A 21,372-nucleotide genomic window follows, 5' to 3' on the forward strand; every position below is an offset into this window, starting at 1 on the left:
GCAGTGTGAGTTAATTACTTTCAATAGTTCGAAATGTTAAATTAATTCTAGGCACGCACTCTATTTTTGTTGGTGGCAAACGGTGAAGCCAATGGCTCTGAGTTGCGTCTTTCATCACTAATAAGCTGCCATGCTGAAGAGTTTTTGAAAGAATTTCCTTGGTATTTTTATGCTTGAATGAAAACTTACGCTCCGCACCAAAACTAAGTGAGGCTATCGCACCATTTTTCTTCAAATCTTTTTCTGCATCACTGTGCCAGGCCATTCCTTCGTTGCCATCATGGTAGAGATTGAGGAGGCAGGAGTTAAAAGTTTCTTCGCATTCTTTTTCCACCATTCTTTTTAGCTCATTGAGAATAGGTAGCCAGGGTTCGGCTGTTTTAGTTATTTTTGAGTAGGTATAGGAAAAGGGCTGATCGGCATACCAGGCAACTTTACGTTTAGTAATTATTTTTTTTCCATAAATGATGGCTTCATCATTTTTCCATTGAATATTTCGTAGTAGGGCATTGTAGAAATCATCAGCGATTAGCCTGGACATAATGGGGCCATAGTAATGCACTGTACCGTCATATGGGAGTAGGTTATGTAGTTGCCCATTTATTTGCTCGATAAGATCCATGCACTAAACTCTTAGCTGGGCAGCTTCCCAGCCGATAATTGCCTTTTTCTTAGTATTCCCCCAAAGATATCCACTGATTTCTCCACTGCTGCGAATTACCCGATGACAAGGAATAAGGAAGGCGACAGGGTTGCTGCCAATAGCAGAGCCCACTGCTCTTGATGACTTAGGGTTTCCAATATTTTGTGCAATATCCCCATAAGTTACTAAGGCACCCATAGGAATTTTTAGAAGACTTTCCCATACCTTTAATTGAAATGGTGTTCCTGCTAAATGCAGTTTAATTTTATCAAGATGCTTCCAGTCTTTTTGAAAGATAAGTAGAGCATCTTGTTGAAATTTATCGGTAATTTGTTGGTATTTGGCATTGGGGAAGCGGTTTTTTAAATCGAGAATCGCTTTATTCTCATCATCCTCAAACGATATATTGCATACCCCTTTTTTAGTTGAGGCTACAATAACTTTTCCAAAAGGGCTTTCAGCAAAACAATAATTAATGGTTAAATCGGCTCCGCCATTTTTAAATTCTCCTGGAGTCATCCCCTCAATACTCACAAATAAATCGTGCAAACGGCTGCAACTGGATAAACCAGTTTCATAAGTCACATCGAGTAATCCCATGCGGTTTTTTAATAAACCTTTGGCATAGTTAAGACTGAGGTATTGCATAAATTTTTTCGGACTAACGCCTGCCCATTCGCTAAATATTCGTTGAAAATGATAGGGACTGACATGAATTGCTTGGGCAATATCATCTAAAGAGGGCTGCGCCTGAAAATGCTCATTAATGTAATGAATGGCTTTTTCTACGCGCTGATAATTGGTTTGACTTTGCTCGTTCATTTGCTTCAACTCTGTAATTCACCTAAATTAACGTCAGTTATGGATAAGCATCGTTTAAACTCTTCGATAAATCAAAGTACTCATCGTTAAAAGCGCCCAAAAATGCTCGAATTAGCCCTGCTAGTCCTGCGCTTTTTGGGCGCTTTTGCCTCGATTACATTGATTTCTCTCGATTTTAAACGATGCTTATCCATAACTGACGTTAAATTAATGATAGATTTTGAGCAAAGTTTATTCTATCCGTTTCTTGCGCAATTTTAATTAAAAAAATCGACACGAACATAACGAGCTTTGTACGGGACAAAAAAGCCTAATCCCAGAAAAGACACGAATTCCCGCGGTCAAGCCCATAGGTATCTACATAAGTGTCTAAAAGCCTTACAGATAAGGGTTTTAGCCATGAGCAGTGCTCCAACCCACAAAGCTTAATTGATGACTATCTTTATCTAAGGAAAACCTTGATTACGCTGCTACGAGCTTTTAGAAATTTGTGTAGATACCTATGGGTCAAGCCGTGGGAATTCGGAATGATTAAGAGGATTTTTAATTGTTGTCCTGAACAAAGCAAAGCGAGTAAAACTCAATCCAGTTGCTGATGTAGAAACTCGTATGTTCGTTTATGGGCGAGATCTGCTGCTTCAGCGTTATAGTGCGCCCCATTATGCCTAGAGAAGGCATGGCGCTGCCCTGGATAACTATAGACTGTCGCGTTTGCTTTACCTGCGAGTCCCGCTTTAATTTCCGCTTGTGCAGACTTGGAAATGAATTCGTCTTCTTCGGCCAAATGCATGAGCAGGGGGGCGTGAAGTCCAGCAACTTCGTTCAGATACTTTTCGGTATCACTACCATGGTAGGCCACCGCCGCATCGATATCATGGCGCAGGGCCATTAAAAAAACCATTAGCGCCCCAAGGCAATAGCCAAGCACGGCAACCTTGCCTGTGCACTCGGGTAGTTTGGATACCAGGCCAACTGTATCGTTAATGTCCCTGACCCCCGCGTCTCGATCGTAAGCTAGATAGAGTTGCAGACCGTGCTGCCAATCGGCCTCCGAACTAACGCCAAGATCGACCCCAGGCTCTTGCCGCCAGAATAGATCAGGAGCAACAGCAATAAAGCCTTGCATGGCAAGTTCGTCGCACGTCTTGCGGATGTCGGCATTTACCCCAAACAACTCTTGCAGAACTACGACAGCGGGAGCTGGCAAGGACTTTGGTCGCGCGATATAGGCGTTAAATGTGCCATCCTTGCTCTCAACTTTGATCTGATTCATTGTGTCCTCCTTCGTTATTTTAGATGCATTAATGTATTAAGAATTATGGCGCGAGAACTATCAATTTCATGGGTAATTTTGTCAGCGCTTTCCTCATCTGTGCGAATTTTTTTCCAATTGTCTCCCCAAACACGAACAAGCTCATCAACTTTCGCAGGTATTGGTGGGGGTAATAGCTGACCTAAGTCACTTATCAAAGAAACATGACCCCAGCCAAGAATAGGATTAATCGATTCGGAGGAGTTGGCTATATAACGGGTATTATTGACTACAAGCTGTAATTGTCCAAGCTCTTTGAGAACCTCAAAAGCAGCAGGGCGGATATTGCGATTTTTTTCTGTTGTCTCGTTACGCCAGGTATTATATGAAAGCGCGCTAATTGCGACAGTCAAGCTAATGAGCGCTATGAGATTATTATGAATCTGAGACCATATTGAATTTTTTAGCATCTTTCTTTTGTAGTCCTTACACATTAGAGATCTATTTTTTAGAAGCAGACATACTGCCAGATGAAACATTGTTTTTGGCAGTATAATCGATAATGTACTGAAAACTATTGAACCTTTCCACCCTGTTTTAAGCACTTGGTTTTTGTAGTTTGAATTAGGTCCTCTCCTTGGTTGAATGAATTTAAAAAAATCAGGTATATTGGGTCATCATTTCAATTAAAAAATATCCCTCTAACTTGCAAAGAAGACGCAATAAACTTTAAAAAGGTGCTTAGATGATCATTAGAGAGATTCATATTGCGCAATTAACTATCCCATTAATCCGCCCATTTATAACTGCTGTAAGACGTACTGACTGCGTTGAGGATGTGGTGGTAATGATTAAAACGGATAGTGGTAATGTGGGTTATGGGTCCGCAGCTTCAACTCCAGCCATCACTGGAGACACTACGGAATCGATTATCACTGCAATTAAAACCATTCTTGGTCCACAGCTAATCGGGCGAAGTATTTCTGAAATGAATGGTTTACTGCAAATGAATAACCAGGCTCTAGTAGGAAATAGCTCTGCAAAAGCAGCTATTGATATCGCCTTACATGATTTATTTGCCCAATATTGCGGTCTACCCCTTTATCAATTGTTGGGAGGTAATAGGAATAGCATTAGCTCCTGTATAACCTTAAGCGTTAAAGAGGTTGATGCCATGGTGCAGGATGCTATTGAGCTGGTTAATCAGGGGCACCAAACAATAAAAATAAAATTAGGATTAAATCCAAGTGAAGACATCAAGCGTGTCCAGGCTATTCGCCAAGCTGTAGGCAATTCTATCACCCTACTTGTAGATGCTAATCAAGGATGGTCTTATGAGGATGCCTTAATGGTTATTGCTTCCTTGAAGCAACAGCACTTGAATATCGCTTTGGTTGAACAGCCCGTAAGTGCTAAAGATCTGTCGCAGTTAAAGGCTATTAGCGAACAAGTAGACTGCCTCATCATTGCCGATGAGGCTTGCTTTTCCCCCGAAGATACTCTGAATATTGCGAAGATTAATGCCTGTGATGGCGTCAATATTAAGTTGATGAAAGCAGGTGGCCTTGAAAATGCTCAAGCGATTTACCATATCGCTAAAACAGCAGAAATGAAAATAATGGTCGGTTGTATGTTGGAGTCACCTATTGGTGTTGCTGCTATAAGCAGTTTTGCTTTAAGTAAGCCTGATATCTTCTATGCAGACCTTGATCCCATTTATTTGATTCGTGAAAATTATATTCTTGGTGGAGCACAATGCCTTGGCAATAAAATTATTTTGTCAGACAAACCTGGGTTAGGAATTGAGGGTATTAGTCAAGGATTAAAGCAGATTGGAGTGATCCACTAATGTCTTTTTACATTCAGTTATCTAGTTTAGCCATTATTGTTCTTTATGCCCTGATGTTATTTCGCAATGTTAATGCTTTAGTAGCCACTGCAATCTGTGTTGGGCTGGGCTATTTGTGGAATCTCAGCAGTCCAATTGCCATCGGAAATTCTATGGCTGCTGCTTTAGGCTCATTCATGGCCTTGGTGGGGTTTATTATTATGCTAGGCCATGGCCTAGGTGAGGTCTTAACGCATACTCAGGTCAGTCATACTTTGGTGCATCAAATTGTTCATGGAATTGGGGTTAATACCCAGCGACGAGCAAAAATTGGTATTGTGCTTTCTTCTTTTGTTGTTGTCGGTTTGCTTGGCACCCTGGCTGGGGGATTAGCTATTTTAGCTCCTAGTTTACGCCCTATTGCAGGTTCTGTTGGACTATCACGCCCTAGTTTGGCTGTGTTAATGCAGGCCTCAGCCGAAGAGGCACTGATTCTTGGGCCCTTTGCTCCGCCTCTAGTCGCCTTGCTCGGCGTTACAGGACTAAATTATGTAACTGTACTTCTTTATGCTTCTCTTCCAGTAGCCTTGGTAACTTTAATCACTACATGGATTATGGCTAGCCGATTACAACTAAAGTATGCCAATGAGTCTTGCGCAGACGAGGATACTTCAGAGCCCTTTGTTCCCAATAAACAACAAAAACGTACGACTTTGCTCTTTTTAATCACCTTTATAGCCTGTGTGATCTATGGCTTATTTACTCATGCACAAACCAGCTATGTTATTTTTGTTATGTTATTTCTCGCGCTTATTGTTGGATTGGCGAATAAATTAAACCTAAATCAAATTTTCAACTTGCTAGTTGAAGGCATGCGAAAAAGTATGCATATCTTCTTTCTATTTATTTTATTTGATCCTTTTATGGTTTTAATTCATCAAGCCGGCGGATTTAGCGCATTAACGGAACTATTAACTCCATTAATTAATTTAGGAGGAAAACCTGTATTAGCGATGTTGATTGGTTTCACCGGCGCTTTTGGTATGCCTGGTGCTGCGGAGGCGACTATTAAGTTACTGCATCAACTTTTTTCCCCTAGCGTGCTTCAAATGCAATTACCGATGATAAGTTTTGCCTTATGTATGATTTTCGCGACCCGTGTTACTAACTATGCCTATCCAGGGGCTAATATGTTTGCTGCTATGGGTTTTGCTGGAAGTGAGAATGTCAAAGCAATGATACAAAACGGACTAACCGTGACGGCGGTGCAAGTCTTGTTTCTAATTGTTTATAGTTTATTTCTTTAATGGGTATGTAATAGGTCACTCCCCTTTCGTCATCCTTCACTACGCTCCCAAAGACGTACGTCATGTCGAACGTAGTGAGACATCTCCTAAGTGTGGCATTGTGCTAGTCCCGGAGATCTCTCACTAGGTTCGAGATGACGGGCTATGTTAGGGTGATGGGGGGATTACGATTATTTTCCTTTCTTAACGTCATACATTTCGGAATCAGCAAGAGCGAGCATAGCTTCAAGTGTTCGGTGTTCATTTTGATTATATTGAATACTACCAACACTGAATTCAATTATATAACCATTGGTTTCTACCGCTTGCAACGCCACTTTTAGGCGTTGGATTATGCCAGATACCTTTTTTTGATCTAGGCCAGAACAAAATATACAAAATTCATCACCACCTAAGCGGGCAATCAGATCATAGGAGCGAAAGTTCTGAAGAAGAAGATTAGAAAATATCTTTAATACCTTATCACCTTCTGCATGGCCATATTTATCATTAATTTGCTTGAATTTATCTAAATCAAAAAATAGCAGGGTAAATACTTTATTTTCCGATTGGCATTTTTGAAACAAATAGTTGGCTAGTTTTAAAAATCCACGTCGATTAGATAAGCCAGTTAATTCGTCAGTGATGGATAAATGAAAGGATTCCAATTCTGTTTCCACCATTTGAGCCAGATCGTAGACGACATTGTGATCGATATCACTGATTGACCGAGGTTTGTCATCGATCAAACAAATCACACCAACATTATATTGTTTGATTTTTAAAGGACAGCCTAAGTAAAATCTGAAATGCGGTTCTCCGAGAACAAAGGGATTATCGTAAAACCGTTTATCTTGCGTTGTATCTTCAACGACCATAATTTCATCGGAGAGAATAACGTGACCACAAAAGGATGTTTTTCTTGCAGCTTCTTTGATGGCAAAACCGTGAGTGGATTTCATCCATTGGCGCTCAGCTTCTAAAAATGAGATTACAGAAATGGGAACAGCAAAAAGTTTGCAGGCAATACGCGTTACGCGATCAAAGCGCTCTTCTTGCTCGGTATCTAATATTTGTAATCTATACAGTGCTGCTAAACGTTCAGCTTCATTTTCTGGTTTGTCTGGTGGAATCATTATTATCCTTGCAAATACACTTATACATCCTTGATAACTACTAACATATAGTATATATCATTATTCTTTATGAAATTTGAACGTCAAGGATCTCTATGAGAAAAAGCAGGAAGCTATTCACGGCGGTTTTATTTCTATTAAGTTCAGGAATACAAGCCAATAAGTTATCGGAACAATTTCAGAAAGATCTTGATAACAGCTTAAAAGATCATTCATCACCAGGTGCCGTTTTGCTAGTTGCTAATGACCAAATGGGTCCTTTGCTTTTTGCTTCTGGCGAATCGGATATAAAAAATCATAGGCCAATGGCGATAAATGATACCTTTCGCATAGCAAGTATGAGTAAAACATTCTTAGCTGCTGCAATCTTAAAACTGGTTGATTCACATCAACTTGAATTAGACGATTTAGTCAAAAAATATCTAGCTAATAATCTTGAAGTGGCTCGTATTCCGAATGGTGATGAGCTTACTATTCGCGAGCTATTACAAATGCGAAGTGGCATCCCAGATTATTATTTAGGTGACAAATATAATGCCCTATTCGATGAGGATGAAAACCATATTGCCACTCCAGCAGAGGCAATAAAAACAATTTATGGTGAAAAACCATTATTTAAACCAAATCAGAAATACAATTACTCAAATACAAATTATGTGTTACTGCATATGGTTTTAGAGCAAGTCACTAAGAAGACCTTAGCGCAGGCAATGCAAGATTTAATTTTTCAACCCCTGCATTTGGATCATACCTATATAACCCAAGAAAAAGATTTTGCTAACAAGGATTTTAATGGGTTAACGACTCATGGTTATACTCTGGGGGATAATAAGCAATTTGAAGATGTAACCAGAACCTATGACGGTAATGGCTTAGGTGATGGGGCTGTCGTCACTAATGCGTCAGAATTATACCAATTCCTTAAAGCGTTATTACAAGACAAGACCGTGCTTTCTCAGGAAAGTTTAAAGGAAATGCTACATTTTGTTGATGGTTATGGCTTAGGGATCTCAGTCGAAAAAGCGGGCGGCGATACCTATCTCACACATAATGGGACTGCCAGCGGCTACTCCGGGCAATATTACGTGGATTCTGAGAACGGTTGGGTGATTATTCTTACCAATAGCGATGGTAGTGAGTTTATTGTTGACCTAAGCGATAAAGCTTATCAGAACTTATATTCGTAATTCATGGTGTGCAGATCTCAATTAGACGCTCATTTAATATTGAGATAACATAATCTCAATATTAAATGAGGTCACGCCTATGTCTCGCTCTAATCTTTTATTTTCCTTATCACTGACCCTATCAACCTTCACCTTGAGTGTTTTTGGCGCTGAGGCAACAAAGCTTCCCGATGACTTGCAATATCAAGGCAAGGCCATTGATAGTCTTTGCTTTGAAAATTCAGAAAAAACCAAGTTGGATTTGACGCAATGTGGTGCGAAACAGCAGAAAGTCGAACCCAAGGATAGCGACGATAAAATGCTGCAAAAGGGTTATATCGGCTATAACTGGAAGGATCCCTCCATGCCCGAAGATGCGCCAACTGGGTATTCCTATTACCGATTCTTTGATGCCGGTAATCATCAGTATTGGGTTTATACCCTAAATGGTGGCGGTGGGTCGGGGGCATTCACCAATATTTACTTAGTGAAACGTAGCGACCCTAAAACCTTGGAGCTTACCTTTGTTGCAGGTGGTGATCGTTGCAATGGCGGTATCGGTGATAATTTGTCAGTGAAAAATGGGAATTTGAATTTTAATGTTAATTTGACATCTTATGATTTAATCGCACTCGCCAAGCCTCAATTAACTCATTTGAAAGCCTATGATGATTTGGCTGCTTGTGCAGCTTGCTGTGCTGCGACAGGTGCTTATACCGCTAGTTTAGATAAGCAGATAACGTTCAGTTATGCGGAATTAAATAAAACGGATAATGAAGAGGAACTGTCTGATCAAGGCAAATATCAAGCCTGTTTTAATAAGCATTATATTGCTTATGTTAAAAAAAATGATGTGAAGATGGATCAAGAGCAACTGAATAGGTTCGCGGACATCTTTAATAAGTCTTGTATTGCGAGTGAAGCGAAATAAAAGGCCTATTTACCGAAAGTCTGTATTGCCCTTCTATTCTGATAGTTATAGATCCATATTCTCCCCTTACGGTCGTTCTGAATAAGGAAGATGTATTAGAGACTAAATTTGCGATTTATTAGCCGAGAGAGCAGCTCTATAGGGAGAACTATGCTTGTGTCTACTATAATTTTATTATTCTAAATATAGATGGTGGTTATTTTCATGAAGAACTCTACTTCCTCTCTATGTTTTTTGAGTGCAATGGAGTTGCTCCGCTTGCTGAAAAATAAAGAAATCTCGGCAGTTGAGTTGATGCAGGCGCATCTCGATCAAATTAAAAAAATCAATCCTATAGTGAATGCTATTGTTATTCTTTTAGATGAAGAAAGGTTGCTGGAACAAGCCCGTGCTGCCGATATATTATTTAGCAAAAATGCCATAAATGGTCTATTACAAGGCATACCGCTAACACACAAAGATATGGCACCAACTAAAAATATCCGCACAACCTTTGGCTCACCTATTTTTGCAAACAATATTCCTGATTTTGATGAACTTATTGTGGAGCGCACAGCAAAAGCCGGTGCGATATTAATAGGGAAAACAAACACTCCCGAGTTTGCGGCTGGTTCACATACTTACAACAAAGTATTTGGTGCTACGGCCAATCCTTGGGATATCACAAAAAGCGCTGGTGGCAGTAGTGGTGGGGCAGCTGTTTCCTTAGCTTGTGGTATGAACCCCTTATCTTGTGGTGCTGATATGGGCGGATCGCTACGAAATCCGGCTGCCTGGAATAATATAATTGGTTTACGTCCATCACCTGGCCGTGTTCCTACGGCTCCCAGCAAATTACCATGGTTAACTTTGGCAGTAGAAGGCCCAATGGCACGAACAGTTGCTGATATCGCCTTGCTCATGAGCGTGATAGCAGGGCCTACAAATGGTACCGCATGTGCTATTGAAGAGCCTAATACGATTTTTACTCAATCACTGCATCGCAACTTTAAGGGAGTTAAGATAGCGATGTTTCAAAATGTATGTGGTGACCTACAAGATCCTGAGATAAAGAAAATAGTAAGAGCTCAGACTCAAGTTTTTGAAGAGCTTGGTTGTGTTGTGGAGCAAAGAGATCCAGATTTTCTTGATGATACTGACGATGTATTTCGCTGTGAACGTGCCATGATTTATGGCGCTAGTTATTATGAATTAATGACTGATGAGCAAAAGCTGAGTCAAATTAAGCCTGAGGTGGTAGAAGAGTTCAATTTAATGAAAAGCTTTAATTCAAGCTATATTGCGCAAATGCAACGAAAAAAAGGGGAAATTTTTGCCAAAATGCGGGCATTCATGAATAACTATGAATTTTATATTCTACCAACAACATCAATTCATCCTTTCAATATCGAACTGCCATGGCCTAATGAAATAAATGGCCATAAATTAGATTCTTACCTCGATTGGATGAAAATATGTTGGTGCATTACCGCGACAGAACATCCTTCACTAGCAATGCCCTGTGGATTTGGAGCAAATGGAATGCCAGTTGGCCTACAAATTGTAGGTAGATGGCATGATGATTTTGGGGTATTGCAACTAGGTCATGCTTATGAGGCTCTCACTGGATATGCTAAGCAGCGACCACCCTTAGTTGACTCTTAAGAATTTTTACATCCGTTCGCGCTGAGGTTTGTGCCTAAGCACAGTGCTCGAAGCGTCATAGTGAAAGGCTTCGAGATTGCCTAAAGGCCTTGTCAGCCCGAACGGTTTTTATGTCGCGGCAGGGGTATCCACCAAAATAAAAACGTTGAGACTCAATCCCTATACCTTCACAATAAGCAGTTTTAATTAAAGGATTCTTATGGCAAAACTTTATTTTTACTACGCAGCTATGAATGCGGGTAAAAGCACTCTGCTTTTACAGTCTTCTTATAATTACCGAGAACGAGGCATGTATACCTTGCTAATGACTCCTGCAATCGATACACGCTTTCAGATGGGAACTATTAATTCACGGCTTGGTTTGACCGAAGAAGCTTTAATCTTTGATAAAAAGGATAACCTTTATTTAAAGGCGCAAGAACAAAATGTGAACTATTCCTGCGTCTTAATTGATGAGGCTCAATTTTTAACCAAAGACCAGGTTTTTCAACTCACTGAATTGACCGATAAGTTTAACATTCCAGTCTTGGCTTATGGCTTACGTACTGATTTTCAAGGAGAACTGTTTGAAGGTAGTCAGTATTTACTTGCTTGGGCGGATGAGCTCATAGAGCTTAAAACCATTTGCCATTGTGGTCGTAAGGCAACCATGATTTTACGGCTGAATGAAGCGGGAGAGGTTCAATCCAGTGGCGAGCAAATTGTTATAGGTGGAAATGCAATGTATGTTTCTACTTGCCGTAAGCACTTTAAAGAAAAAAGTTATAGCAATCAAAAGTAATGGTTATTTTATAGAGCATTAATAGTACTCGATACCCAATAATGCTCTAGAGCCCCACATGGTTAGTTATTCAAGAATTCCCAAGAGCCGGATTGTCTATACTTAACAATAGGTTGGACCCTTCATTTAAATGAATTATGAACTCTAATAGCCCTTTTAAGTATATGCTTGATATTTATAAAAAAGGTTTCCGGCAGCAACATGAGGCGACCTGTGGTCCTGCCTCGATTATTCTTTCTGCTACTGGGTTGGGTTTAGAAAAAAAAGAAGAATCTGAGTGGATAGATAAGCGCTTTAAGCGTTGGTTACCTGTTCATGAATTTCTAGATAGGGGGATGGCTTTGCATGAGCTTCTTTTTATTTCTGAGCTTGTTTATGCCGGCAAAATAAGCCTGACTTTATATCGAAGCTATGAAGAAAATTATGCAATTTTTATAGATGAAATTAAGAACGCCTTTCAAACTAGAAACGCTGTTCTTGTTGTTAATTTCTTGCAAGCTGATTTTATTAAAGGTCTCAGTTCTGATTCAAAAGGGAATCCGCATTATTCTCCCTTAGTTGCTTGGAAAACTAAGGAGAACGAGGTTTTATTGTGCGATGTAGATCAAGCAATTCAGGAGCCTTACTGGGTAAAAATTGATGCAATTTTCCAATCGATGGCTAAATATAATCCGGCATATAATCTTCCTCGAGGCTGGCTAGTACTCAAAAAACGTTAGAGGGTAAGCGGGTAGGCCAACGGATGAGCCTAAGAGCAAGAAACCCACCCTGACCACTCTTTTAAAGCTTTTGCTGCCCTAAATAATCAATAGTCATTTGCCATACATTTTGATAAGAAGAATCTTTAGTGTTTCTTACTAATTTATCCTGTTCTTTAAACAATCCAGCTAAGCTATACCATAACGGCCACTTTATATCCTTATCATCAATAAGCCAGAAGCCTTCTTGTTGCTGTCCGCTAATTTCATTATTACGGATTTCCCAATATAAAATATAGGGCGGTTGCCACTTTAAAAATTTAAGCAAGATTGCTCGATTGGCTTGTTCATGTTGTTCTTTATTGTAATTATAAATCTTGGCCTGCATTCCCATTTCACCTATAAAAACACGTCTGCCCATAATATTTGCTTTGCTAGGTTTAAGTTTGGATTCTATGTAGTCCAGTGTATTACTTATCTCAGATTCATTTTCTTTTTGTACATCATATGTAGAGTAAGAAACATAATCCACATCGGTTTGCGGTAAAACGGCATTTACCATACGAATTTTGTCATGATGTTTGTATTCTTCATAAACTTGATTTACTTCAGCATAAAGATAAATTTTTGATTTACTCGCAACTTGCTCCCTAGCATCACTAACCGCTTTTTGTCGTATATTCAACCATTTAGCCATGTTGTCAGCTTGAAATTGAGTGGGTTCGGTTGTTTTACCGTTTGTCATTTTCAATAGATACCAATCACCCTCCCAATTGCCAAGAAAAAAGGTTTTTTCTTTTTCTTGAAACTGAGTTAATAATTTTTTAGCAAAATTAAAGGTTGCGTCATATTCTTGTTGAGCCGCTTCATCATTAAAACCATTTAACCAATAGTCATTCGATCGCCACCAGAAAAAATAAGTATCAAAAGGCATATTAAGAATTTTATTTAAGGTTTTTTCTTCCTTAGAATTAGGTTGCATCATTTCAGAACTGATGCTGATTTTGATCGTTCTGGAACCAAGCTCTAAAATTTCATCAGCGGCTTGATCAAGTGAACATAACCCTCCACAACCATGAAGATTACCAATAGCTTGGGTGCCTATCATTTGATTAAATTGTATTTCAGGATTAGCGAAAGTCTTAAATGTTATTGCGCATAAAAATAAAGGTGTTAAGAAAACATTTTTTATACAGCCCATAATCTTCCCCACTTTAATTAATTAGCGCTCCTAGTATCTCCTTATAACAATTAACAAATAATTAAGAACTGTAAGTTAGAATCGAAAGATGAGGAAAATCTAATGTTCCAAATAAATATCACTGATATCTATAGGATAATAGGCATTCCATAATTTAATAACCAAATCATCAATATAACTAGGAAAAGGATGATATCCGGGGCTTAATTGATTTTCTAATAATAACTGGGCTCCTAAGTTATGAGCATAAAAAATAGGATCAATAAAATGCAGTAGTGTTGGATGTTTTAAGGAAAAATTAATTGCTGTGCGGTTACACAAGATCTTTTCATTTGTAAAATTGGGACCAATTTCATCAGCAACCCCCATATTAGCAATAAGGGCTTGTGGACAAAGATCGGAGCTAAGCCATTGTGATAAGACATGGTGTTGCCCTGTTGCTGTTACCAGGCAAGATGCTTTTTGGGCAGAGTTTCTAATATCTGCTGCTTGAGAAACGTGCAAAGCATTAATCCCCATTTTCCTGGCATGCTCCAATAGCTTTTCTGACCGTTCTACTACAGTGATATGCGGTGTTTCCTTCAAGAGATACTTTACTATTCCCTGTCCTACTTTGCCGAAACCAAAAACCATAAAGGTCTCATTCTTAATATCTCGATTAGTCCTTTCCTTGAAGGCTCTAACAAAACTTTCACCTGTACCATACATGCCTTCTAGTTTTTTTAAATTAGAATCATCAACATTGATCACAGGAAAGGCTGTTTTTGTTTTTTTAAAAACCTCTCCACCGCTTTGAGTTAACTCAACCAAACCCTTAGTAATAGTTACTTTAGGCATCTGCATTACTTCCGCACAGCAATCCAAAGCAATATCAAACTCACCCTCAATGTCTTCATGCTGGGGAGTATAGGTTATTCCTAATTGGCTTAATAAATCGACTATATCGGTTGTAGGTGGAGTTGATACAAATTTAACCTGTGTGACTGTCAAATCAGCCCCGGCAGCGACTAAGGACTCTAACTTAACTAAGGTTTCATAGGTTAGAGGGATATTATGCAAAATCTTGATTCCGGCAAGAGGCTTAGTTTTAGACCATAGCTGTTTCAAATTATCTAATAAGAGCGCTTTTGTGTTCCTAAAAATGGATGCGTTGTGTTGAACTAAACGAGCTAGTGGTTGATTGTTTAACATAAGCCTATTTCTCTATCTAAAGATTAAGGAAGGGGAAAGGTCATTATTATACAAATGGACTAAACTATGAAGTAGCTAAATAGGAGCGTTAATCCTGAGACTACACATTCAAAATAGCGGAGGTTTGGATGACTACTAATTCACGAATAGACTATTACAAAGTTTCCCCTGAGGCGGTTAAATCGCTAATGAGCCTCGAGGGATATGTTAATAACTGTGGCTTAGACAAATCGCTAAGGGAGCTCATAAAACTACGTGTCTCCCAAATAAATGGCTGCACATTTTGTGTTGATCTGCATTGCAGTGATGCACTGAAAGCGGGGGAGTCACAAAGACGAATTAATGCAATTGTTGTATGGCGAGAGGCTCCATTTTTTACTGAGCGCGAGCGAGCAGCCTTGGCTTGGGCAGAGGCTGTGACTTTATTATCAGAGACCCATGCGCCTGACGATTTATACCAGGATCTCCTCAAGTATTTCAGTGAAAAGGAAGCTGTTGATCTAACAATGGTAATTATCACAATCAATAGCTGGAATCGGTTAGCTGTAAGTTTTCGTAAATTACCTTCTAGAGGGAGTTCAGGCTAAGCTTTATTTTCATGCTATATACGAGGTATAGTGACGCTGAGTTAGTCATAATAAAGGTAAGACCACAAATGAAAGTTTTAGCTGCAATCTTATTGTCGATCGGTTTAGCTGGTTGTGCTGGCTATGTAGCAACACCAACGGCTGAAATTGCTTATGAGCCAGATGTTCTCGTCGGTGATTATGCTGTTGGTTACTATCGTGAAGGATTTGGATATTGGACAGGGAATGGCTGGGATGCTAATTTCTACGCACATGGCCATCCAGGGTGGGGACACTATTATCGCGGCGCTCCTCGTGAAGCCGTTGGTGTCTATCGAGGCGGTCCGCATTATCGCCGTTGGCGATGATCCGCTAGGCAATCATCGATGAATCTTTGTATTCGCTCAGGGGGGGAACGCCCAATGGCGTCAGCTTAATTAAATTTATGCCGCATCTCCCCCTCTCTCTAGCTCTCACTGACGTTAACTTAATGGCAGTGTCCCCAAGGGGAAAGAGGACATATCGTCTTCGAACCTGAGGTATTGCTCCTTAAGTTGACGCCATTGTATGAATGCCTACGAATTTTTCCTTGTCTCTAGGAAGGCAATAAATCGATAAGTCAGTGATTCCTTAGGCGTATTAGGTGGCCACACCGCGTAGACAGGAGTCGATTCAACCTGCCATTCAGGTAGTAGTTCAACAAGATGTCCTTGAAGGATATCCTCTACTACAAAAAACGCCGGTGGAGTTGCTAGTCCTAATCCATAGATGGCTAGCTGGCAAACAGCATCCATGTTATCCACAATAATTCTTGGCTCAAAGTTAATTGTATAAGTTTTTCCCTTTTTACTGACTAAGGTCTTGGTATTAGGACGCATTTTAAGGCCTATCCAATCCCAATTGAGTAAATCCTGTGGTCGTTGTGGGGATTGGTGTTTTTTCATTAAAGAAGGCGCTGCGACGAGTTTGCGTGGCATAGTAAAGAGTTGTTTAGATTTTAAAGTACTGTCTTTTAAGTCCCCCATTCTAATCGCAAGATCGATGCCTTCCTGAATCAGATCCTGCTGTATATCGCTAAAATTTATTGAAAGCGCTACTTTGGGGAACTCCTTGGCAAATACTGCAATATCTTCAACAAGCGGGCTTTTTGTGAGCATGGCTGGAAGCGTCAAATTTAATTGGCCAGCTGGCTCTGTGGCATGATAGGCAATGCTATTCAATCCCTTTTCAGCCGCCTCTAGCATTGCCTGGGCACTTATGAATAGCTTTTCGCCTTCATAACTGAGGGAAAGTCGCCTTGTTGAACGATAGAGTAGTGCCGCCCCAAGTCTCTGTTCCAATTGTGCTAGATGATGGCTTACAACTGAAGGTGAAAGTTTTAGTGCTTTTGCTGCTGAGCGGAATGAACCTGCTTCGACTACTTTAGCGAAAATTGCCAATGCCCGTAGTTCATCAATCATTATCTCATCCAATAGAACAATAAATTCAAATTGTAACATCTAATCATTCATTTCAGGGCATGATAATCTATTAACGTTATTAAAGTTGGGAGAATAGTGATGGCAGTTTTATTAGCGATGGTTTCATTTTCTTTGGTTATGTCTATTACACCAGGTCCTGTGAATATGATTATTCTATCTTCTGGTATTAATTACGGAGTCAAAAGAACCCTTCCTTATGTATCAGGAGCAACAGTCGGATTTATCTTATTATTAGTTTTTATAGGATTTGGCTTTTCGCAGTTTATTAATGCCTACCCATCTTTTCTTAGTTATCTAGCGATAGTAGGCTCGTTATATATAATTTATATCGGATACAAAATTGCGTCTTCAAAATCAGAGTTAGAGATAAGCAAAAAAGAGGCTCCTAAATTTTACGAAGGCTTCTTACTACAATGGGTAAATCCGAAGGCATGGATTGCCTGCGTATCTGGAGCCTCCATCTTTTCCAGCACAGCAAGCTACGATTCGCTTTTAACCTTTACCCTTATTTACTTTGTTATTTGCTATATCTCGCTTGGTGTTTGGGCTGTTTTAGGTGATAAGGTTTCGTATTTCTTAAAAGACCATTTTCGTCTGCGGCTCTTTAATTTTCTTATGGGACTTTTATTAATGATAACTGCTGGATATTTATGCTATGCGCAGCTTTCTGGTTAGTTTTCGCTTGCCGTACAATCACAAACTAACAGTACCATTTCTATTAACTTACCTTTTGGTTTACTAGCCTAAGATGCAATCCTGGGCGCAGCTTCCTCATCCTGCGCGCAGACTCGTCATCCAGAGCGCAGCGAAGGCTCTCCTGAATGTGGCACAGTGCTAATCCCGGAGATCCTTCGCTGCGCTCTGGATGACGGGCTGTGTTAGTCCTTCAATCCATGCAGCAGAGCCTTACAAACTGGTTTCATTTCTGACGTACGGTAGTTAATCTTAAGGTAAGTATTAGCTGTTACTTTCCAGGTTTTTATCTTTGGATAGTCTATGAAAAGAAAACTAGAGTCCGGGAATGAGCAGGGTTTTTTTAAAAAAACCAAAATATTAGATGAAGCTAATCAGCGTTTGGCGTATAAGCTAGTTAGTTCTGCTTTAGCTTATGATGGTAAGTTAAACCATATTCCAAGTAGTGGATATTATGTGGTCAATGCATTTTTCTACACTAGGGCAAATGATTTTGTGCTGAATTTTTGTGACAGTATCGGTGAAATACCTCAGGCCATTAAACAGGCAGTATCAGAAAAATTCGCATTATCAAAGAGGGCAACAAATAAGGCCGCACATGTTGATGAGCAGCCACATTTATGTTGCTGGGAATTTTGCTTTCTAGTCTTGAACGATATCGGGCTAGTGTCTAAGGAACAGCTTGATGAGCTCTGCTATATTGTCCACAAAATTAATGAGAAAAGTCTGGCTCAAGAGATCGAGATAACGCTGCTACAGGCTCTTTTTAAACTACCTCTAGAAAACTATAGAAAATTCGTTAAAGGTTCCTTAGATTCCTTACCTTCACCAGGCGATTTTTTAGTTTTCCAGAAACACCATATGTTACGTCCTTATCATGCATCCATTTGTATTGATAACAAGGGGGGGCATATAGAGCTTTATGATGGGGAATGTGTAAAAAAAGCGAATATTGCAGAATGCGATAATTTGATTGAGGATGGCTCATGGGATCCAGAAGAGGATTCTGAAATAGATGCCCCGGAAAGTGTATATTATGTCCCAGTCAGTGAAGTAACCTTAAATATTCAAAGTTTTATTGCAAGACATCAAGATATTTTAGCCTTGAAACAAATAGAACCTCCTAAAGCTCTGGAAGATATAATCCAAGAGCTTGAGGGAACTCAATATGCACAGTTGGTAAAGGATTTAGATTGGGCTGATTCTCTCATAGTTTAGTGGCTATTAGCTTATAACTATGCGAATCTCATCAGGCGGCGCTAATCTACTCTCTAAAATAACTGCAAGATCTTGCAGCTCTTTTTCTAAACGCTCAAATTTCTTTATATCTTTAGAACAGCCTTTTCGAGGAAGTGAAGCATATCGCTTTCTTAACGGATCATCTGGGTGAAGCTCTTTTATCAGTGAGTATGCTTTTTTATCTAAAGCATGTAATTCGAGTACCCTCGTGGCCCTATCACAATCTTGTTTTTTTGGTGAAGCAGGCAGCTTTTCTTTCTTTTTAAACATAGGATTAATCTCCGATTTATTCTATTAAAGGTGTGTCACCGGATGAGAATTAAACAGATGCTATAATTGAATTGCAAATAATTCTATTGAGTGATGTGGTGCTTTATGCAAGAACGACAAGAATTAATGAATGAACTGCTTGATAATGCCAATATTCCCGCATTATCGTTATCTTGGTGTCAAAAAGGCGTTCGCGATAGTGTGGCTTATGGAACGACTGACACCTCAGCCCCAAGCACAGTTGATACCAATACCCTATTTCAAGCGGCATCCCTAAGTAAGCCTGTCTCTGCAGCTATTGTTTTAGACTTGGTTGCCCAGGGGAAATGGGATTTAGACAAGCCTCTAGCTGAGATTGCTGACTATGGCCCTCCAGAACTTAGGCAAGACCCTCATTATCGAACGCTTACAACTCGTATGGTTATTGGGCAATGCTCAGGTCTGGCAAACTTTGGTCAGGATGGTGATGACGGAAAAAAATTTATCGCAGCACCTAACACGCGATTTACCTATTCAGGAGTGGCACTTGATTTTTTAAAGGATGTTATTGAGCAAGAAACACAGCATAAATGGGAAGACATTGCGCAAGATTTTTTTAAAAGAGCCGGCATGACCAGTTCTACCTTTATGAGGCAATTGCCAGATGGCAATCTGCATGATAAGCATCGCGATATTGCTCAAGCACACATGGCCGATCCCTCTCCTGATGGCCCCATGAGCCCCTTAGCTCCACTAGGCGAGAAGGAACCCGGGATCCCCGCGGGATCTATGCTTACAACCGCAGAAGATTACATCTCTTTTCTACAATATTGCTTTCAAAATGATTACCTGAAATCAACACTATTAACTGGCGCTTTATCAACACTACCCCCAACAGCCTCACCCGAAACGTCAAACATCCAATGGGGTTTAGGGATGGGGGTTTATAACGATCAGGAAAAGACCATTGGTTTTCATTGGGGAAATAATACTGGCTCTATTTCATTTTGTGCCATGGATCTGGACACTGGAGATTGTGTAGTAAGTTTTGCAAATTCAATGAATGGGCCATCGGTATTTCAGCAAGTAGCGGAGCCTATTGTTGGTGATATAAAACCCTTATTTGAATGGTTATCTACTTATTGTGCTTATAGTGATATCACCCCCCCTAAAGCACCAGATACTATTGCCTCGACAGTCCATTCAATTCGCGCCTCAGCAGTAGATAAACGCGATGAAGTCACTGAGCGATTCAAGCATAGTGTTGGGCAGCTAAGAGCTAGTCAGATGGATCAAGCCAGCTCTTCAAATACCGCGGGAAGGGAAGGTTTCAATCCTTCTCCGCTAGAAACAAAACCGAAACCACCTTGGGAACAATAAGTCTCAGGTTATTTAATAAGTCACCCCATCCCGAATTCCCGCGGCTTGACCGCGGGATCTATGGGTTCAGAGTGAAGAGCCTCTAACCAGCGGATCCCGCGGTCAAGCCTCGGGAATTCAATCTCAAAACCCATAGCGCTGCCGGCGAGGGTAAACCAAATTCTTTCATCAGCTGAGTAGCGGGGTGCAAATAAATGGGAGTGCCTAAATCCTCGGCTGCTTCCAACAGAGGCCAATATTTTTTGTCGTCAAGGTAATTATTCGCACCATAATTTGAATGGTAAGCCAGCCTGCAAAATTTAATTGATTAATCGCTCGTTCAAGTTCATTAACAGCTGCGCCAACATCATAGGGGGAGATTGAAGCAAAACCTCTGAAATGGCTGGGGTGCCGCATGCAGCAGATCATTAGTTTGCTTAGCAAGGGCCGTACTGGTTGCCTCATCACCTGTTGATGTTACTAGTTATTAACGGCAAATAATTTAAAGGACTCCCAGCAAATTACCTTCGATCTTCTTACACCCTATCCACTACTCAATATTTTAATATTTTAGATGCCCCAATCACCTGTCCTTGAAGGTAAAGTCAGAACTAAGGGTTGAGCCTGTGACTTAGATTAATACCAGCAGTCTAAGATTATTAGTAAAGGTATAGGCAGCTATATATTGATTACCTATTTGAGTTAGCGCAGGCAATCCAATTGGCGGTACTAGTGCAACATCAATAGGATTAATCGCCCAAGATAAAACTGCCTTTAATAAGCATGATAGAGCTAGGAAATACTTCGTTAGCATAAACTTTCCTTATTTATAACTGACGTTAGTCTCTCAGTAAGTGAGCTGTAACGGATCCGCAATAATTTTTTCCTTTTCACTTCGCGATAATTTTTTAATAAGACGCTCTACGCGCATGGCATCCGCCTTGCCACCATTGATTTGCCAGGATTGAGCGATTTTAACGGGTTTAAAACTCCGGGTGTACTTACACTTTCCTGTTCCATCAATATGAGATTGATAGCGCTTTAAAAGATTGTTTGTAAAGCCGGTGTAGTAGGTATTGTTTTCGCATAACAAGATATAAACCCAATAACAACTGTCGTCCATTGTATCCTCGTCGAATTAGCAACAAAGCATTAAACAGTAAAATTTGTAGGTTCAATCTTAATTTTTTCTAATTGTTCTCTCAA

At 40.0% G+C, this 21,372-nt stretch carries 24 protein-coding genes; 12 read left to right on the forward strand and 12 right to left on the reverse strand.

Going from position 1 to position 21,372, the window contains the following annotated elements:
- Positions 1 to 10 precede the first annotated feature (10 nt).
- From BN1094_RS03355 to BN1094_RS03370, 4 genes are all read right to left on the reverse strand, one after another.
- Positions 11 to 622: an alpha-ketoglutarate-dependent dioxygenase AlkB family protein gene (locus BN1094_RS03355; RefSeq protein ID WP_043872953.1), complete on the reverse strand. Its 612-nt coding sequence runs from the start codon at positions 620 to 622 to the stop codon at positions 11 to 13.
- Between the two features lie 3 nt (positions 623 to 625).
- Complete coding sequence (locus BN1094_RS03360; RefSeq protein WP_043872954.1) at positions 626 to 1,465, reverse strand: bifunctional helix-turn-helix domain-containing protein/methylated-DNA--[protein]-cysteine S-methyltransferase; 840 nt, start codon at positions 1,463 to 1,465, stop codon at positions 626 to 628.
- A gap of 580 nt (positions 1,466 to 2,045) precedes the next feature.
- On the reverse strand, positions 2,046 to 2,738 hold the full coding sequence (locus BN1094_RS03365; RefSeq protein ID WP_043872955.1) for a dienelactone hydrolase family protein: 693 nt from the start codon (positions 2,736 to 2,738) through the stop codon (positions 2,046 to 2,048).
- Between the two features lie 14 nt (positions 2,739 to 2,752).
- The gene (locus BN1094_RS03370; RefSeq protein ID WP_043872956.1) at positions 2,753 to 3,187 is read right to left on the reverse strand and encodes a hypothetical protein; all 435 of its coding nucleotides are present in this window, start codon (positions 3,185 to 3,187) and stop codon (positions 2,753 to 2,755) included.
- A 275-nt stretch (positions 3,188 to 3,462) separates the two neighbouring features.
- Between BN1094_RS03370 and BN1094_RS03375 the strand changes: the two genes are divergently transcribed.
- Both BN1094_RS03375 and BN1094_RS03380 read left to right on the forward strand, forming a co-directional pair.
- Positions 3,463 to 4,566 (forward strand): dipeptide epimerase, encoded by a 1,104-nt coding sequence (locus BN1094_RS03375; protein WP_043872957.1) that lies wholly within the window; start codon positions 3,463 to 3,465, stop codon positions 4,564 to 4,566.
- Positions 4,566 to 5,852, forward strand: a complete 1,287-nt coding sequence (locus BN1094_RS03380) for a Na+/H+ antiporter NhaC family protein (protein WP_043872958.1) — start codon at positions 4,566 to 4,568, stop codon at positions 5,850 to 5,852. Before BN1094_RS03375 ends, BN1094_RS03380 begins: the two co-directional genes overlap by 1 nt.
- 170 nt (positions 5,853 to 6,022) lie before the next feature.
- Here the strand turns inward: BN1094_RS03380 and BN1094_RS03385 are convergent, their stop codons facing one another.
- Complete coding sequence (locus tag BN1094_RS03385; RefSeq protein WP_043872959.1) at positions 6,023 to 6,967, reverse strand: sensor domain-containing diguanylate cyclase; 945 nt, start codon at positions 6,965 to 6,967, stop codon at positions 6,023 to 6,025.
- Between the two features lie 95 nt (positions 6,968 to 7,062).
- Between BN1094_RS03385 and BN1094_RS03390 the strand changes: the two genes are divergently transcribed.
- The 5 genes from BN1094_RS03390 to BN1094_RS03410 all read left to right on the forward strand — a co-directional run bounded on the left by BN1094_RS03390 (position 7,063) and on the right by BN1094_RS03410 (position 12,208).
- Entirely contained in the window at positions 7,063 to 8,154 is a 1,092-nt protein-coding gene (locus BN1094_RS03390) for a serine hydrolase domain-containing protein (RefSeq protein ID WP_043872960.1), read from the forward strand.
- Between the two features lie 79 nt (positions 8,155 to 8,233).
- Positions 8,234 to 9,064 carry a hypothetical protein gene (locus BN1094_RS03395; RefSeq protein ID WP_052403111.1) on the forward strand — a complete coding sequence of 277 codons (831 nt, stop codon included), beginning with the start codon at positions 8,234 to 8,236 and terminating at the stop codon, positions 9,062 to 9,064.
- Positions 9,065 to 9,268: 204 nt separating this feature from the next.
- Positions 9,269 to 10,708 (forward strand): amidase, encoded by a 1,440-nt coding sequence (locus BN1094_RS03400; protein WP_043872961.1) that lies wholly within the window; start codon positions 9,269 to 9,271, stop codon positions 10,706 to 10,708.
- 199 nt (positions 10,709 to 10,907) lie between these two features.
- On the forward strand, positions 10,908 to 11,489 hold the full coding sequence (locus BN1094_RS03405; RefSeq protein ID WP_043872962.1) for a thymidine kinase: 582 nt from the start codon (positions 10,908 to 10,910) through the stop codon (positions 11,487 to 11,489).
- Between the two features lie 137 nt (positions 11,490 to 11,626).
- The gene (locus BN1094_RS03410; protein WP_043872963.1) at positions 11,627 to 12,208 is read left to right on the forward strand and encodes a phytochelatin synthase family protein; all 582 of its coding nucleotides are present in this window, start codon (positions 11,627 to 11,629) and stop codon (positions 12,206 to 12,208) included.
- Between the two features lie 61 nt (positions 12,209 to 12,269).
- On the opposite strand, the gene BN1094_RS03415 is transcribed toward BN1094_RS03410, so the two are convergent.
- Both BN1094_RS03415 and BN1094_RS03420 read right to left on the reverse strand, forming a co-directional pair.
- Complete coding sequence (locus BN1094_RS03415; RefSeq protein WP_043872964.1) at positions 12,270 to 13,388, reverse strand: hypothetical protein; 1,119 nt, start codon at positions 13,386 to 13,388, stop codon at positions 12,270 to 12,272.
- 99 nt (positions 13,389 to 13,487) lie between these two features.
- A complete protein-coding gene (locus BN1094_RS03420) occupies positions 13,488 to 14,579 on the reverse strand; it encodes an NAD-binding protein (RefSeq protein ID WP_043872965.1) in 1,092 nt (363 codons plus the stop codon).
- A 128-nt stretch (positions 14,580 to 14,707) separates the two neighbouring features.
- Between BN1094_RS03420 and BN1094_RS03425 the strand changes: the two genes are divergently transcribed.
- Both BN1094_RS03425 and BN1094_RS03430 read left to right on the forward strand, forming a co-directional pair.
- Entirely contained in the window at positions 14,708 to 15,166 is a 459-nt protein-coding gene (locus BN1094_RS03425; RefSeq protein ID WP_043872966.1) for a carboxymuconolactone decarboxylase family protein, read from the forward strand.
- Positions 15,167 to 15,234: 68 nt separating this feature from the next.
- Positions 15,235 to 15,513 carry a hypothetical protein gene (locus BN1094_RS03430; protein ID WP_043872967.1) on the forward strand — a complete coding sequence of 93 codons (279 nt, stop codon included), beginning with the start codon at positions 15,235 to 15,237 and terminating at the stop codon, positions 15,511 to 15,513.
- A gap of 207 nt (positions 15,514 to 15,720) precedes the next feature.
- On the opposite strand, the gene BN1094_RS03435 is transcribed toward BN1094_RS03430, so the two are convergent.
- Positions 15,721 to 16,644: a LysR family transcriptional regulator gene (locus BN1094_RS03435; RefSeq protein WP_218054598.1), complete on the reverse strand. Its 924-nt coding sequence runs from the start codon at positions 16,642 to 16,644 to the stop codon at positions 15,721 to 15,723.
- A 60-nt stretch (positions 16,645 to 16,704) separates the two neighbouring features.
- Here BN1094_RS03435 and BN1094_RS03440 point away from each other — a divergent pair, with 60 nt between their 5' ends.
- Positions 16,705 to 17,301 carry a LysE family translocator gene (locus BN1094_RS03440; protein ID WP_043872968.1) on the forward strand — a complete coding sequence of 199 codons (597 nt, stop codon included), beginning with the start codon at positions 16,705 to 16,707 and terminating at the stop codon, positions 17,299 to 17,301.
- Between the two features lie 321 nt (positions 17,302 to 17,622).
- Positions 17,623 to 18,537, forward strand: a complete 915-nt coding sequence (locus BN1094_RS03445) for a hypothetical protein (RefSeq protein WP_043872969.1) — start codon at positions 17,623 to 17,625, stop codon at positions 18,535 to 18,537.
- 6 nt (positions 18,538 to 18,543) lie between these two features.
- Here the strand turns inward: BN1094_RS03445 and BN1094_RS03450 are convergent, their stop codons facing one another.
- Positions 18,544 to 18,828 (reverse strand): hypothetical protein, encoded by a 285-nt coding sequence (locus tag BN1094_RS03450; protein ID WP_043872970.1) that lies wholly within the window; start codon positions 18,826 to 18,828, stop codon positions 18,544 to 18,546.
- A gap of 105 nt (positions 18,829 to 18,933) precedes the next feature.
- On the opposite strand from BN1094_RS03450, the gene BN1094_RS03455 reads away from it, so the two are divergent.
- Complete coding sequence (locus BN1094_RS03455) at positions 18,934 to 20,187, forward strand: serine hydrolase domain-containing protein (protein ID WP_043872971.1); 1,254 nt, start codon at positions 18,934 to 18,936, stop codon at positions 20,185 to 20,187.
- Between the two features lie 204 nt (positions 20,188 to 20,391).
- On the opposite strand, the gene BN1094_RS03460 is transcribed toward BN1094_RS03455, so the two are convergent.
- The 3 genes from BN1094_RS03460 to BN1094_RS03470 form a co-directional block, all read right to left on the reverse strand.
- Complete coding sequence (locus BN1094_RS03460; protein WP_043872972.1) at positions 20,392 to 20,583, reverse strand: hypothetical protein; 192 nt, start codon at positions 20,581 to 20,583, stop codon at positions 20,392 to 20,394.
- A 214-nt stretch (positions 20,584 to 20,797) separates the two neighbouring features.
- Positions 20,798 to 20,980: a hypothetical protein gene (locus BN1094_RS03465; protein ID WP_043872973.1), complete on the reverse strand. Its 183-nt coding sequence runs from the start codon at positions 20,978 to 20,980 to the stop codon at positions 20,798 to 20,800.
- 33 nt (positions 20,981 to 21,013) lie between these two features.
- Positions 21,014 to 21,289 (reverse strand): GIY-YIG nuclease family protein, encoded by a 276-nt coding sequence (locus tag BN1094_RS03470; RefSeq protein WP_043872974.1) that lies wholly within the window; start codon positions 21,287 to 21,289, stop codon positions 21,014 to 21,016.
- Positions 21,290 to 21,372 lie beyond the last annotated feature (83 nt).

It is taken from the genome of Legionella massiliensis (assembly GCF_000756815.1).
Taxonomy (GTDB): domain Bacteria; phylum Pseudomonadota; class Gammaproteobacteria; order Legionellales; family Legionellaceae; genus Tatlockia; species Tatlockia massiliensis.